This window comes from Seohaeicola sp. 4SK31, from assembly GCF_028802875.1.
Classification (GTDB): Bacteria; Pseudomonadota; Alphaproteobacteria; order Rhodobacterales; family Rhodobacteraceae; genus Seohaeicola.
Genome location: NZ_JARAMP010000002.1, coordinates 146,384 through 161,654 on the forward strand (window position 1 = coordinate 146,384; position 15,271 = coordinate 161,654).

At 63.9% G+C, this 15,271-nt stretch carries 11 protein-coding genes; 5 read left to right on the forward strand and 6 right to left on the reverse strand.

All coding sequences use genetic code 11. From position 1 onward, the window contains the following. Positions 1 to 2,859 carry an excinuclease ABC subunit UvrA gene (gene uvrA / locus PVW27_RS02345; protein ID WP_274554925.1) on the reverse strand — a complete coding sequence of 953 codons (2,859 nt, stop codon included), beginning with the start codon at positions 2,857 to 2,859 and terminating at the stop codon, positions 1 to 3. A 269-nt stretch (positions 2,860 to 3,128) separates the two neighbouring features. On the opposite strand from uvrA, the gene PVW27_RS02350 reads away from it, so the two are divergent. Continuing rightward, complete coding sequence (locus PVW27_RS02350; RefSeq protein WP_274554926.1) at positions 3,129 to 3,485, forward strand: rhodanese-like domain-containing protein; 357 nt, start codon at positions 3,129 to 3,131, stop codon at positions 3,483 to 3,485. A 73-nt stretch (positions 3,486 to 3,558) separates the two neighbouring features. Here PVW27_RS02350 and lpdA read toward each other — a convergent pair whose 3' ends face one another. From lpdA to PVW27_RS02375, 5 genes are all read right to left on the reverse strand, one after another. Continuing rightward, positions 3,559 to 4,953: a dihydrolipoyl dehydrogenase gene (gene lpdA / locus PVW27_RS02355; RefSeq protein WP_274554927.1), complete on the reverse strand. Its 1,395-nt coding sequence runs from the start codon at positions 4,951 to 4,953 to the stop codon at positions 3,559 to 3,561. Positions 4,954 to 5,060: 107 nt separating this feature from the next. After that, positions 5,061 to 5,636, reverse strand: coding sequence for a DUF924 family protein (locus PVW27_RS02360; RefSeq protein WP_274554928.1), 576 nt, complete (start codon positions 5,634 to 5,636; stop codon positions 5,061 to 5,063). A 132-nt stretch (positions 5,637 to 5,768) separates the two neighbouring features. Next, complete coding sequence (locus PVW27_RS02365) at positions 5,769 to 7,034, reverse strand: MFS transporter (protein WP_274554929.1); 1,266 nt, start codon at positions 7,032 to 7,034, stop codon at positions 5,769 to 5,771. A gap of 135 nt (positions 7,035 to 7,169) precedes the next feature. Continuing rightward, positions 7,170 to 8,225, reverse strand: coding sequence for a tRNA preQ1(34) S-adenosylmethionine ribosyltransferase-isomerase QueA (queA, locus tag PVW27_RS02370; protein ID WP_274554930.1), 1,056 nt, complete (start codon positions 8,223 to 8,225; stop codon positions 7,170 to 7,172). A gap of 73 nt (positions 8,226 to 8,298) precedes the next feature. After that, on the reverse strand, positions 8,299 to 11,676 hold the full coding sequence (locus PVW27_RS02375; protein ID WP_274554931.1) for an AsmA-like C-terminal region-containing protein: 3,378 nt from the start codon (positions 11,674 to 11,676) through the stop codon (positions 8,299 to 8,301). A gap of 212 nt (positions 11,677 to 11,888) precedes the next feature. Here PVW27_RS02375 and PVW27_RS02380 point away from each other — a divergent pair, with 212 nt between their 5' ends. From PVW27_RS02380 to PVW27_RS02395, 4 genes are all read left to right on the forward strand, one after another. After that, positions 11,889 to 12,350 carry a peroxiredoxin gene (locus PVW27_RS02380; protein ID WP_274554932.1) on the forward strand — a complete coding sequence of 154 codons (462 nt, stop codon included), beginning with the start codon at positions 11,889 to 11,891 and terminating at the stop codon, positions 12,348 to 12,350. Positions 12,351 to 12,379: 29 nt separating this feature from the next. Further along, on the forward strand, positions 12,380 to 13,204 hold the full coding sequence (locus PVW27_RS02385; protein ID WP_274554933.1) for a ferritin-like domain-containing protein: 825 nt from the start codon (positions 12,380 to 12,382) through the stop codon (positions 13,202 to 13,204). Positions 13,205 to 13,380: 176 nt separating this feature from the next. Continuing rightward, a complete protein-coding gene (locus PVW27_RS02390; RefSeq protein ID WP_274554934.1) occupies positions 13,381 to 14,724 on the forward strand; it encodes a M23 family metallopeptidase in 1,344 nt (447 codons plus the stop codon). Beyond that, positions 14,714 to 15,208, forward strand: a complete 495-nt coding sequence (locus PVW27_RS02395; protein WP_274554935.1) for a bactofilin family protein — start codon at positions 14,714 to 14,716, stop codon at positions 15,206 to 15,208. The genes PVW27_RS02390 and PVW27_RS02395 overlap by 11 nt, the downstream gene beginning before the upstream one ends. Positions 15,209 to 15,271: the final 63 nt, after the last annotated feature.

Sequence of the window (15,271 nt, forward strand, 5' to 3'; positions counted from 1 at the left end):
CTACTCCGCCGCGACGCGACGCCCGGTCAGCATCGGCTTGAGATAGCGTCCGGTATGGCTGCGCGGTTCTTCGGCCACGTCTTCCGGCGTGCCGACCGCGACAAGTTCACCACCCCCGTCGCCGCCTTCGGGGCCGATGTCGATGATCCAGTCGGCGGTTTTCACCACATCGAGGTTATGTTCGATCACGATCACCGTGTTCCCCTGATCGACCAGTTCGTGCAGCACTTCGAGAAGTTTCCGCACATCTTCGAAATGCAGGCCCGTGGTCGGCTCGTCGAGGATATAGAGCGTGCGGCCCGTGGAGCGTTTGGCCAGTTCCTTGGACAGTTTGACCCGCTGCGCTTCGCCGCCCGACAAGGTCGTCGCCTGCTGGCCCACCTTGATATAGCCCAGACCCACGCGCATCAGCGCGTCCATCTTCTCGCGGATGGACGGCACCGCCTGAAAGAAGGTTTGCGCATCTTCCACAGTCATATCAAGCACATCGGCGATGCTTTTGCCCTTGAACTTGACCTCCAGCGTCTCGCGGTTGTAGCGCGCGCCTTTGCAGGTTTCGCAGGTGACATAGACGTCCGGCAGGAAGTGCATCTCGATCTTGATGACACCGTCGCCCTGGCACGCCTCGCAGCGCCCGCCCTTGACGTTGAAGCTGAAGCGGCCGGGCTTGTAGCCGCGCGCCTTGGCTTCGGGCAGGCCCGCGAACCAGTCACGGATCGGGGTGAAAGCGCCTGTGTAGGTGGCGGGGTTCGAGCGCGGGGTGCGGCCGATGGGGCGCTGGTCGATGTCGATGACCTTGTCGAGCTGCTCCAGCCCCTTGATCGTCTCGCATGGTGCGGGTGTCTGGCGCGCGCCGTTCAACTTCATCGAGGCGGTCTTGAACAGGGTTTCAATCGTCAGGGTGGATTTGCCGCCGCCTGACACGCCTGTGACGCAGACGAATTTCGCCAGCGGGAAATCCACGGTCACGTCTTGGAGGTTGTTGCCGCTGGCCTTGACGACGGTGATCTTCTTGTTGTTGCCCTTGCGCCGCGTGGCGGGGACAGGAATGCTGCGCGCGCCAGACAGGTATTGCCCGGTCAGGCTGGCCGGATCGGCAATGATCTGTTCCGGTGTGCCGTGGGCGACGACGCGCCCCCCGTGCACCCCTGCGCCGGGGCCGATGTCGAAAACGTAATCGGCAAGCCGGATCGCCTCTTCGTCATGTTCGACGACGATCACGGTATTGCCCTGATCGCGCAGGTTCTTCAGCGTGCCGAGCAGGCGGTCATTGTCGCGCTGGTGCAGGCCGATGGAGGGTTCGTCCAGCACATAGAGCACGCCCGTGAGGCCGCTGCCGATCTGGCTGGCCAGCCTGATCCGCTGGCTTTCACCGCCCGAAAGCGTGCCTGCGTTGCGGCTGAGCGTGAGGTATTCGAGGCCCACATTGTTCAGGAATCCCAGACGTTCGCGGATTTCCTTGAGGATGGCGCGGGCGATTTCGTTTTTCTGATCGGTCAGATGGTCGGGGACGGTCTTGCACCAGTCGAACGCCTCGCGGATGGACATCTGCACGACCTGACCGACATGCAGGCCCGCTATGCGCACCGCCAGCGCCTCGGGGCGCAGGCGGAAACCGTTGCAGACGCCACAGGCGCGGTTGTTCTGGTAACGCTCGAACTCCTCGCGGATCCAGGCGCTGTCGGTTTCACGGTAGCGGCGTTCCATATTGGGAATGACGCCTTCGAACACGCGGGACACCTGATAGACGCGGCCGCCTTCGTCATAGCGGAAGCTGATCTCCTCGCCCGCCGAGCCGTGCAGGAAGACTTGCTGCACATGTTCGGGCAGGTCCTTCCACTTGGCGGTCTTGTCGAATTCGTAATGCTTGGCGATGGCGTCGATGGTCTGGGTGAAATAGGGGCTTTTGCCCTTGCGCCACGGGGCCAGCGCGCCGTCGCTGATCCTGAGGTTCTGATCGGGCACGACAAGACGTTCGTCGAAGAAGAGTTCCACCCCCAAGCCGTCGCAAGCCGGGCAAGCGCCGAAGGGCGCGTTGAAGGAGAAGAGGCGCGGCTCGATTTCGGGGATGGTGAAGCCGCTGACGGGGCAGGCGAATTTCTCGGAGAAGGTCATACGGTCGGGCTCGCCCTCGGATGGGGCGGTTTCCAGAACGGCGATGCCATCGGCCAGATCGAGGGCCGTGCGGAAGCTGTCTGCGAGACGGGTTTCGAGACCGGGGCGGACGACCAGTCGGTCCACCACCACGTCGATATCGTGGCGGAATTTCTTGTCCAGCGTGGGCGGTTCGTCCAGTTCGTAGAATTGGCCATCGACCTTGACGCGCTGGAAGCCCTGCTTGCGCAGTTCAAGGAATTCCTTGCGGTATTCGCCCTTGCGGTCGCGGATGATGGGGGCGAGCAGATAGGCGCGGGTGTCTTCGGGCATGGCCATGACGCGGTCCACCATGTCCTGAACCTGCTGCGCCTCGATCGGCAGGCCGGTGGCGGGGCTGTAGGGGGTGCCGACGCGCGCGAAGAGAAGGCGCATGTAATCGTAGATTTCGGTGACGGTGCCGACGGTCGAGCGCGGGTTCTTGGAGGTGGTCTTTTGCTCGATGGAGATCGCGGGCGAGAGGCCGCTGATGTGATCCACATCGGGCTTCTGCATCATGTCCAGAAACTGGCGGGCATAGGCCGAAAGGCTTTCGACGTAGCGGCGCTGCCCTTCGGCATAGATGGTGTCGAAGGCAAGGCTGGATTTGCCAGACCCCGACAGGCCCGTGATCACCACCAGTTGATCGCGCGGAATGTCCACGTCGATGTTCTTGAGGTTGTGTTCGCGCGCGCCGCGCACTTCGATTTTCTTGAGATCAGCCATATGTGCCCCCGTTCAGCCCTGCATAGATAGTGGAGCCGTGCCGAGTCTCCAATGCTTAGTTAAGAACAAGTCAAGAACATCGCATTTTCCTGCCAGCGTCAACATGCCTTTGTGATGTGGGTTCTGCCCGTTTGCTGTGCGTCCGGGCGAAAACCATGCAGAACGGTTGTTTTTATATTCCACTTTTGGAATTTATTGGTTATCCTGTCTTGACGGGGCCGCGTTGCCCCCCACATACCGCCACGACAGCATTATCAGAGGATTTCCCCATGTTCGGTTTCAAACGTCAGACGGCTCCTGCCCTGCCCCTATCCGATGCGGTTTCCCGTGTCGCGGCGGGAGAGATCCTGCTGCTTGATGTGCGGGATCATGCAGAGGTCGCGCAGACCGGCAAAGCGAAGGGTGCTGTGCATATCCCGCTCATGCGGTTGCCGACGATGGCGGATCCGCGCCATCCCGATTTCGACAAACGCCTGACCGGGGACAAGCCGATCGCGATCTATTGCGCGTCGGGCGCGCGGTCGGGGATGGCGATGAACATCCTGCAAAAACTGGGCTATGCCGAGACACACAATCTTGGCGGCTTGCGCGACTGGATGAGCGCGGGCGGTCAGGTCCAGCGCTGAGGCGGATCGCGGCCATCCCGAAATCAAAAGGCACCCCACGGGGTGCCTTTTTTCATGGGACTGCGGCAGGGTTTCAGTAGTGCAGCGCGCGGCCGTAAGCGTCCAGAACGGATTCGTGCATCATCTCGGACAGGGTGGGATGTGGGAAGACCGTGTTCATCAGGTCCTCTTCGGTTGTCTCCAGCGTCCGTCCGATGACATAGCCCTGGATCAGTTCGGTCACTTCGGCCCCCACCATATGCGCGCCCAGAAGTTCGCCCGTCTTGGCGTCGAAGATGGTTTTGATCATGCCTTCCGCCTCGCCCAGGGCAATCGCCTTGCCGTTGCCGATGAAGGGGAAGCGGCCCACCTTGATGTCATGGCCTGCGGCTTTGGCCTTGGCTTCGGTCAGGCCGACGCTGGCGATTTGCGGGTGGCAATAGGTGCAACCTGCAATGCTTTCGGGTTTGACGGGATGCGGATGGCCGCCCGCGATGAGTTCGGCGACCATGACACCCTCGTGGCTGGCCTTGTGCGCGAGCCAGGGCGCGCCAGCGATGTCGCCGATGGCGTAGAGACCGTCCACGCCAGTGCGGCAATAGGCATCCGTGACCACATGGGTGCGGTCGATCTTGACCCCCAGTTCCTCGAGCCCCAGACCTTCGGTATTGCCGACGATGCCCACGGCGGAGATGACGGTGTCGAAGGTGATCTTCTCGACCTTGCCGTCTTTTTCGATATGGGCGGTGACAGCGCCCTTGGCGCGGTCGAGTTGCTTGACGGTGGATTTCTCGAGGATCGTCATGCCCTGTTTCTGGAAGGATTTGCGCGCGAAGGCGGCGATTTCCTCATCCTCGACAGGCAGGATGCGGTCCATCACCTCGACCACGGTCGTTTCGGCGCCGAGCGTGTTGTAGAAGCTGGCGAATTCGATGCCGATGGCGCCTGATCCGATCACCAGCAGTTTCTTCGGCATGCGGGGCGGGACCAGCGCGTGGCGATAGGCCCAGACCAGATCGCCGTCGGCCTCGAGTCCCGGCAGTTCGCGGGCGCGCGCGCCGGTGGCCAGCACGATATTGGGCGCGGTCAGGTCTTCGCTGCCCTTGTCGGTCTTGACCGTGACGCGGCCCTTGGCGGGGATCGTCGCCTCGCCCATGACCACGGTGATCTTGTTCTTCTTCATCAGGTGCCCGATGCCCGAGGACAGCTGTTTGGCGACCCCGCGCGAGCGTTTGACCACGGCATCCAGATCGTAGGAGATGTTGTCCGCGCTGAGGCCGAATTCCTTGGCGCGGTGCATCAGGTGGAAGACTTCGGACGAGCGCAGCATCGCCTTGGTCGGGATGCAGCCCCAGTTGAGGCAGATGCCGCCCAGGTTTTCACGCTCGACGATCACCACCTTCAGGCCCAGTTGCGCCGCGCGGATCGCCGCCACATAACCGCCGGGTCCGGCCCCGATCACGATCAGATCAAATGCTTTGGCTGACATGCGCCCCTCCGATTCCAAAATTAGTTTGACGTTAAACTAATTTCTGCAACGCTTCAACGCGGCATATCCACCTGCGCGGCCGCGTCGTCGCAAGGGTGTGAAAGGGATCAGCCGGCCTGCAGTTGCCGCACAGTTTCGCCGTAGCCGCCCTGATCGACATAGGCCCGTTCGGGCGCGGTTGACGGACGGTCCAGCGCCGCGTTGCGATAGGGGAAACGCCCGAAGAGGCGGATCACTTCGCGATGCGCCTTGGCATGCAGCAGGTTCGACGCGCCGGTTTCCGGCATCCGCTCGTGCATCAGGCGCACGCAGCGTTCCTGGTCGCAGAGGTTTTCGGAATGCATCAGCGGCAGGTAAAAGAACTGCCGCGCGGGTTCGGCGATCTTGAGATCCCATTTGCGGTCGATGGCCGCCTTGGCCGCGGCCAGCGCGCTGCGATCGGTCGCGAAGGCCTGTCCAGACCCGCGGAACATATTGCGCGGGAACTGATCGGTCAGGATGATATAGGCCAAGGCCCCGCTGGGATAGGTCAGCCAGAGACCCAGCCCGCCCTCGGTCGCCTCTTGCCAGGTTGTCAGGAACCTGTCCCGGATCCGCTGATCCAGCGCATCTTCGGTGGCATACCAGTCCTGCGGACTGACCTCATCCAGCCAGAATGACAGAACCTCATCGGGATTGACCATGGACACACTCCTCGCCTGTGGCCGCCACTTAGTAAAAGGTTACAAAAACTTCAACCGGACTGACCAGTCAATATTTGCGACAAGGCCGACATACAATCGGATGCGTGCGGTCGTTGGCGGATGGTTGCGCTATCACGCTGTTTTTGCGCGCTCTTGTTCGGCATCGGCGGTGCTGATCGCATGTTCGCGGGCCACATCCATCGCCACCGACGTCGCCGTTGGCGAGATCGGCGCATAGGTCGCGGTTTCCGACACCGGCGGGGCGCGGCGCTGGGTCATGCGGTAGGCGGCATAGGCCGACAGCGCGATCATCAGGATGGCGATGATCAGGAAGTACCCCGGCGATCCAAAGACGCCCATCATCCAACCGGTGATCAGCGGGCCGGTGATGGCCCCGAGGCCGTTGATGAACAGCATCCCGCCCGAGGCCGAGGCCATGTCGTCTCGGTCCAGAAAATCGTTCGTATAGGCGATGAGCAGCGAGTAGAGCGGATTGGATGTGCCCCCCACAAGGAAGGCGGCGACCAGCAGCACGGGGAAGGATGTTCCGGCCATCATGCCCAGCAGCGCCCCTGCCCCGCCCATGGCCGAGGCCATCAGGATCAGCATGCGGCGGTCCATCCGGTCCGACAGCCAGCCCAGCGGGAATTGCAGCACCGTGGCGCCCAGATAGAAGGCTGTCACGAAGAGCGAAATCTCGGGGATGCTGAGGCCGGTGCGCGCGCCATAGACGGCCGCCATGCCGAATTGCGCGGCAAAGACGCCGCCGAGCAGGAACATCCCCGTGCAGCCCAGAGGCGAGACCTTGAAGAGCGCGCGCAGGGTCATGGGTTTGGTCGTCTCGAAGGCCGGGGTCGGCGTGACCGATAGCAGGATCGGCGCGAAGGCGATCGACACCAGCACCGACGGGATCACGAAGAGGATGAACCCGCCCGGATCGGCCACCAGCAGCAGACCTTGCGCGATCATGATGCCGCCCACCTGCACCAGCATATACATCGACAGGGCCTGCCCGCGCGTCTCGTTCGTGGCAGCGTTGTTCAGCCAGCTTTCGGCGGTGACATAGACGCCGCAGAAGCAAAAGCCGATGACCACGCGGCAGGCCATCCAGACCCAGGGGTTCGGCAGGCTGGGATAGAGGATCAGCACGGCGGAAATCAGCGATCCGAGGGCGGCGAAGACGCGGACATGGCCGACGCGGCGGATCATTTCGGGGGCAAGCTTTGACCCGCCAAGGAAACCGACGAAATAGGCGGACATGATCAGCGACATCTCGAAGGTGGAAAACCCCTCGATCTCGCCGCGCACGCCCAGGAGGGTGCCTTGCAGACCATTGCCGATCATCAGGAGCAGAAGCCCCAGAAGAAGCGCCCATGCATTGGACAGAAATTTCAGCATTGGGTCCTCCTTGGCAGCGCCGCACCTCGTGCCACGGGATTGTAACATCAGGCTAACGGGGGCTTGCCCCGCCTGTCACGGACAAAAACGACTCATTGATGTCGCCTGCCCCGTGTTCGGCCCCTCCCTCACATCTCAGCGCGGCGGGATCAACAGCGAGGCATCGCCGTAGGAGAAAAACCTGTAGCCTTCCGCAATGGCATGAGCGTAGATCCGCCGGACCCGCTCTTGCCCCATCAGGGCCGAGACCAGCATCATCAGCGTCGATTTGGGCAGATGAAAATTGGTCATCAGCGCATCGGTCACGCGAAAGGTGAAGCCCGGATAGATGAAGATGTCGGTATCTCCGGACCAGGGCGCGATCTGGCCTGTCGCGCGGGCGGCGGTTTCGATCAGGCGCAGGGCGGTCGTGCCTACGGGGATGATGCGCCCTCCCGCCGCCTGTGTCGCGGCAATCTCGGCGGCGGCGGCCTCGCTGACCTCGCCCCATTCTGCGTGCATGCGGTGGGTGGTCACGTCATCCACCTTGACCGGCAGGAAGGTGCCCGCGCCCACATGCAGCGTGACATGGCTGAATTGAACGCCCATGTCCGAGAGTGCCTTCAACAGAGGCTCGTCAAAATGCAGCGATGCGGTCGGCGCGGCCACCGCCCCGGCACGACGCGCCCAGACTGTCTGATAATCTTCCTTGTCCTGCGCATCCGCCGCGCGCCGCGCCGCAATATAGGGCGGCAGGGGCATCGCCCCGGCCTCGGCCAAAGCCGCGTCGAAATCATGGCCGGTCAGATTGAAGGACAGGATGCCTTGCCCTTCCTCTCGCCCCTCCAGCGTGGCGGAGAGCGTGTCCGAGAACACGATCCTTTCGCCTGTGTGCAGTTTCTTCAGCGGCTTGATCAAGGCCGACCACAACCCGCCTGCGCGCGGCTCGAGCAGGGTCACTTCGATCCTTGCGGCTGTGTCACCCGCAGCGCCGCTACGGTGGCGCAGACCGGTCAGCCGCGCGGGAATGACACGGGTATCGTTCAGGATCAGCCGGTCGCCGGGCCGCAGCCATGAGGTCAGGTCGCGCACATGGGCATCGTGGATCGTGTCGCCCTCGGCCACCAGAAGCCTTGCGGCGCTGCGCGGCTTGACCGGGCGCGTGGCGATCAGCGCGTCCGGCAGGTCGAAATCGAAATCGGACAGATGCATCAGTATCCCCGGTGAATGGACTGTTCCGCGCCCAGATAGAGATTGCAGGCGCCTGCTGCAACCGCCGGGCTGATCAGCCGTCCGCACCGGCGCGGGGTTCAGGTGCCGGACGACGGAATATCTCACGCAGCATGCCGGGGGCCAGCGCCGAGAGCGGATTGAGCTGCACCCGTGGCGCATCGGGCGTGCCGCCCAACTGATAGGTAAAACCGATCAGCCCCTCGCCCTTGCGGGTCAGCAGCGAGCCGATCCCGTTGAGCATGAACACGGGCGAAAACACGCCCTGAAAATCCATCTCCTTGCGCGCCAGATTGTAATAACCATCCATGGACACGCCCAGAGAGGCACCGGTCGCCGAACTGCTGCGCAATACCACCTGCTCGGGTGTGAGCAGGAAATCCGCCTCGACATCGGCAAAATGCAGACCCGCGCCGTTCATCTGTTCCAACAAGCCCACCACGCTGACGGCATTGATCAGCGCCGCCAGCGCCGGAGCGTCGCGCAGCCGCACATTTCGCACGGTCAGCATGCCGTCATAGGTTCCCGGTCCGCCGGTCGGGCGCAACGTCAGGTCCATCGCCCCCTCTCGCGCCTGTCGCAGCAGGCCGGCTGCGGCAAAGACCTGTCCGGCATTGTCAGACTGGATCCGGACAGCGCTGCGGCCATTCATCGGCACCACGCGGCCCACAACCGGTGCCTGCCCGTTCACCTGCGCGCTGAAGGTTCCGTCCAGTCCGTTCGTGGTTCCGAACTCGCCGCGGAAACCGGTCAGGGCGATCCCGTCCGAGATCACCAACCGGTCCAGCGCAAGGCTGAGCGGACCGCTGGTCTGCCCGCTTCCCGCGGATGTGGACAAGGTGCTGCGCCGCAGATCGACCTGCCCGCCAGTGACCGCGATGGCTGGTCCGCGGCCCGCCCCGCGCCCGGTCAGGGTCACCGGACCGTCGAGCCAGCCTGCCGCCTGCACCCGGTCCAGACGCGCGGTGGCCAGTTGGCCGTCGGCGGTCAGGTCCAGCGCGCCGGTCAGGGTCAGGCCGGGCGCGTCTATGGCGATGCGGCTGATGGCGACCGGGTTGCCCAATGTCCCCGCAACTTCCAGCGTGCCCGCCGTGGCACGCGGCAGGGACCAGCCAAGCGCGGGCACCGACAGGCCCAGCCCTGCCATGTCCGAGGTCAATCGGAAGGCCGGGGCGCGGTCGCGTTCGAGGTCCAGACGGATCTGCCCCTGTCCGGCCCCGCTGAATGTGCCGGGCGGCAGGTTCAGATCGAACTCGTCGGCAAAAGCCTGCGACAGGGTCACGGTGCCGTTCACCTCGCTCTGGCCGCGGGTATTGTCGCGCAGCGCCGTGCTCCAGACCGCGTCGAAGGGCACATCGCCCAGCCGCCCCTCTCCGCCGATGCTCAGGCTGTTGGTGTCGGCCTTCACCTCCATCGCGGCGGCGCGCAGGATGCGACCGGGCATGATCGCGTCGCTTTCCACATCCCGCAGCCGGGCGCTTGCCGCAAAGCGCAAGGCGTCAAGCGGCATGGGGCGTTGCAAGGGCATGTCGATCAGGGCGGTCACCTCGGCAAAGCCCTTGGCCAGATCGACGGGGCGACCCGCCTTTTCCAGAAACCGCAGGTTCGGGCTGTCCAGCATCGCCAGAACGCCCGTGATGCTGCCGGATGCGGCCAGACGCACCTGTGCCGGGGTCGGACGCCGGGACACATCCGGGATGATGAAGCTGGTGCCGGCCACATCCAGTTGCCCCCCTTGCGGCGGCGTCACGGTGCCTTCGGTGGCGCTGACCACAAAGCGCCGCCCGGTCAATGTGGCCTGCCCCGCGGCTTGCGTCAGCAGCGGCATGTCGCGGGCATAGGTCACGTTGGCCTGATCGAAGCCGAAGCCCAGATACACCTGATCAGGCGTGCCCGGCACGCGGCGATAGCCCAGTTGCACATCATGCAGCCGCGCGCTGTGGACGTTGTCCGCCACCCAGTTGCGCGTTTTCGGCACAAGCCGTTCGGGCCAAAGCTGAAGGATGCGCTCGGGCAGCACCGCATCCATGCTGCCATTCACCGCCACGGTCCAGCCGGTGCTGCCGACGCCGACGCGGCCATCCAGCAACAGGCGCTGCCCCCGGTCGAACAGGGTCATCTGGCCCAGCGTCAGTTCGAACGGGTCCAGTTTCAGCCGCAGGTCCACCAGCGCCTCTTCCAGCTGGACGGGTGTATCATAGAGATCGGCCGGACTGGCGGTGATATCCAGAATGCGGAACTGCCCCAGCAGCGTCGAGGGCCAGCCATCCTCAAGCTCGGCGATGGTGGCGCGCCCCTCGGCCCGGGCGGTGATCCACTTGCTGCGCACGGACAGGTCGTCGAACTGAAGCTGCCCGCTTTGGGGTGTATAGGTCAGATAGGTGCGCGCGGAGTCGAAGGGGATCGGGGCCGCCTGATCGTCGGGCTGCACGACGCCTTTTCCGATCTGCAACGCCACGCTGAGCGGCCCCAGGCTGCCATCCGCGGCGACCGAGACCCGCATGGCACCCGAGATGGGCGCGCGCAGGACGCCAAGCCAGGCCAGCGCACCGGACTGGCTGGCCAGGTCCGCCGCGGTCATATCCTCGAAATTCAGGCCGATCTGGGCGGCGGATGTGCCGATCTGTCCGGTATAGTTGAGGCTGAGCGAGGTTGCATAGTCGTAGCCGGACAAGAGCGAGACATCCCCGCGCAGGGTCAGATCGTCTCCGTTGCGGCGCAATTCGACCCGGCCGCCATCCACCTGCCAGGCCCGACCCGTGCGGGCATCTTCATAGCGCAGGCCAAGGTTGTCGGCGTCGATCACGGTCAGCCCGGCAAAGCGCGGCTGGTTCAGCAGACGGTCAAGGCCTTCGAGCAAGGCGGCGGGGTTAGGGGCCTGTTCGACCGGTGGCAGCGCATCGCCGAAGGCCAGATCGAAGGTCCCGTCCGCCATCCGGCGCAGGGTCAGCCGCGCGCCGGACAGGATCACGCGCCCCGGTTCGAGCCGCCCGCGCAAGAGCGCCTCGCCGGACACCCCCGCTTCCAGATCGCCCAGCGTCATCATCGGCGGTCCGCCCACTTCGCGCAGCGCCACATCGCGCAGGCGAATCCGGGGGGCCCAGCCTTCATCGACGATCAGCACAAGGTCACTGAAGGCGATTTCCATCCCCGGCAGCGCCTCGGCGATCCGCGCCTCGATCCGGTCGCGCATCCAGTCCGGCGCCGCGATGGGTCGCCCGACGGACCAGAGCAACAGACCGGCGACGAGGCCGAAAAGCAGACCCAGGACGGTGATCGTGCCCAGCACCGACCGCAGCATCGAGCCGCGCAACCCCTGTCGGGCACGCTCTTTGCGCGTCGGACGTGCGGGCTTGCCTGCGGCGCCCGCCGGCGCATCGCCTTCGGGGCGCGCCACGGTGTCGGTAGGCTTGTCTGGTTCCCCTGATGTCATCCCGCTCCGGTCTGCCTGTCTGTCCTGCAAGGCGGCGTTCAGGCCCGAAAGGCCCGGCAGCACGCGTCTGGGTATGATCTTCAACGCCCCAACGGTCCTGTTCTGTCGCACAGGTCCGCCATTTTACGGTGAAACTTCCGCTCACCTGTCTTTATTGTCGCCTGTCACGGCCTAATATGAAACTCACATTTTCACCAACCCGAGGATACATGATGCCCGACGTCTCCGCACAAGCTCCGGATTTCACTCTGCCCCGTGATGGGGGCGGCACCGTCACCCTTTCGGCCCTGCGTCCGGCCCCCGTTGTCCTGTTCTTCTATCCGCGCGACGATACACCGGGCTGCACGACCGAGAACAAGGACTTCTCGGCTTTGCTGGACCAGTTCACCGCTGCGGGCGTGCAGGTTTTCGGCATCTCCAAGGAAGACATCACCAGCCATGACAAGTTCCGCGACAAGCATGGTCTGCGGGCGCCCCTGCTGTCGGATGCCGACAGCACCGTCTGCGAGGACTATGGCGTCTGGAAGGAGAAATCCATGTATGGCAAGAAGTTCTTCGGAATCGAACGCAGCACCTTTCTGATCGACGGATCAGGCCGTATTGCCAAGGTCTGGTCCAAGGTCAAGGTGCCCGGCCATGCCGAAGAGGTGCTGGCGGCGGCAAAGGCGCTCTGACGGCGGAAAAGGGAAAAGGGACAGGGCGGATGAGCGACAAGACGCTGGCGCAGATGGCGGTCGAGGTGCTGACAACGGCCGATGGGCGCGCCAAGACCGCCCTGTCCCATGCCCATGCCGCGGCATGGCGGGCGGCGCGGGCGGCGGGCGCTCCGCTGACCATCGGGCACGCAACCCCGCCGGACCATCCGGCGCGGCCTGCACAGCCGGAACTGCTTGATCCGCGTGATGTGCCCCGCCGCAGGCCCGGCAGCCCGCAGGGCCGCATCGCCATGCTGCATGCGGTGGCGCATATCGAGTTGAACGCGGTCGATCTGCACTGGGACATCATCGCGCGTTTCGCGGATGTGCCGATGCCCTTGGGATTCTACGATGACTGGGTCAAGGCGGCGGACGAGGAATCGAAACATTTCAATCTGTTATGCGACTGTCTTGAAGCGCAGGGCAGCCATTATGGTGCGATGCCTGCCCATGCGGGGATGTGGCGTGCGGCATCGGACACGGCGGCGGATTTCATGGGCCGTCTGGCCGTGGTGCCCATGGTGCTGGAGGCGCGGGGGCTGGACGTGACGCCCGGTATGATCGCGCTGTTCGAGAAAGCGGGCGACCAGCAGACCGTGGAGGCGCTGAACGTCATCTATGCCGAGGAGGTCGGCCATGTCGCCTATGGCTCGAAATGGTTCCACTTTCTCTGCGGACGGCACGATCTGGATCCCAAGGAGGTTTTCCATACCCTTGTCCGGCGCTATTTCCACGGGCTTCTGAAACCGCCCTTCAACGAGGAAAAGCGCGCCGAGGCCGGTCTGCCCCCTGATTTTTATTGGCCTTTGACCGAAGAAACACCGGCCGCATAGGACAAATTCCGCGCGGAGTCGGCGGGTTTTTGCCCAATTTCGAGCATCTGCCCGATACATCCGCATTCTTGCCGCAAACGTCTTGCCCCACGGCCCCACCCTGTTTACCACCTGTGCAGGGGTGGCGTTGGGGATGAACGGCCGCTCTTCCAGGGGATGGGACAAGGGACAGATTGGTGAGAACACGACTGGCAATCCGGATCGATGCCACACTTGAGCGTTGGTTTCCGGAACGACGGCTGTTTCTGCGATCAGACACAGATACACGCTTTATCCGGCTGAAGCCGGGAACCCAGATGATCGCCTTCTCGGGCGCGGCGCTTGTCGTGGCCTGGGCCATCATCGCGACAGCGATCCTGCTGATGGACAGCATCGGATCGGGCAATTTCCGCGAACAGGCCAAGCGTGACCAGCGCACCTATGAAACGCGGCTGAACATCCTGTCCTCCGAGCGCGATGCGCGCGCCGCCGAGGCGCTGGCCGCGCAGGAACGGTTCAACTCCGCACTTGAACAGATTTCCGTGATGCAGTCGCAACTGCTGCAATCCGAAACGCGCCGCCGCGAGATGGAGACAGGGATCGAAGTGATCCAGAGCACCTTGCAGCGCACCATGCGCGAGCGCGAAGCCGCCCGTCTGGAACTGGCCGCGCTGAAAGAGCAGGTGACCAATGGTGCCGATGGCAACGGCGAAGTCATGGCTTCGGGCCGGGCTGCGGGCGAGGCGATCGACTTTCTGTCGGATGCTCTGGCTGAAACCGCCGCAGAGCGCGACATCGTGCGCGCCGACGCGGAGGATGCTTTGCTGCGGGCCGACGAGATGGCCTTCGAGATCCGCCTGATGCAGGATCAGAACGACCAGATCTTCCGGCAACTGGAAGAGGCGATGACCGTGTCGGTCAAGCCGCTGGACAAGATGTTCCGCTCGGCCGGGCTGAACACCGACACGATCATCAACCAGGTCCGTCGCGGATATTCCGGCCAGGGAGGTCCGTTGACCCCTTTGAGCTTTTCCACCAGCGGCGACGCGGGAATAGCCCCTGATGCGGAACGTGCGAACCGGATCCTGAACCAGTTGGATCAGTTGAACATCTACCGGATTGCCGCGCAGAAGGCCCCTTTTGCGACGCCGGTGAGATCGGGCTTCCGCTTTACCAGCGGCTTCGGTGTGCGGCGCGACCCCAAGACCGGCGGACGGCGGATGCATGAAGGTGTCGATTTCGCGGGCCCCGTGGGCACGCCGCTGTTCGCCACCGCCGATGGCACCGTGATTCACGCGGGCTGGCAGTCGGGTTATGGCCGTCTGGTCAAGATCCAGCACGAGTTCGGGATCGAGACCCGCTTTGCCCATCTGTCCAAAATTAACGTGAACGTCGGACAAAGGGTATCGCGCGGGGATCGTATCGGTGATATGGGATCCTCTGGACGTGTGACCGGACCCCATCTGCATTACGAAGTGCGCGTGGGCGGACAGGCCGTCAATCCAATGATCTATATCAAGGCTGCAAACGATGTTTTCTAAGAGCAAAATCAACGAGCCGGGTCCCAAGGCACCCGAAGCACCGAAACCGACGATGCCGGAAACTGCGGCCACCACGCCGAATGAATTCAAGGCCAGCGCGCCCAAGCCCAAGCCGCCAGCCTCGGTGCTGTCTTCGGACCTGCATATCACCGGCAACCTCAAGACGACCGGCGACATTCAGGTGGAAGGCTCGGTCGATGGCGATATCCGCGCGCATCTGCTGACCATCGGTGAAAGCGCGACCATCAAGGGCGAGGTTGTGGCCGATGATGTGGTCATCAATGGCCGTATCGTGGGCCGTGTCCGTGGTCTGAAGGTGCGGCTGACCTCGACCGCGCGGGTCGAGGGTGACATCATCCACAAGACGATCGCGATTGAGTCCGGCGCGCATTTCGAAGGATCGGTGCAGCGTCAGGACGATCCGCTGACCCCCAAGGGCACCGCGCCCGCCGCCAAGGCCACCGGCCCCGACAGCACAAGCTGATCTGCCGCACAGGCAGGCAAAAGGCGCCGCTGCATCGCAGTCGGCGCCTTTTTTCTGTCCGGG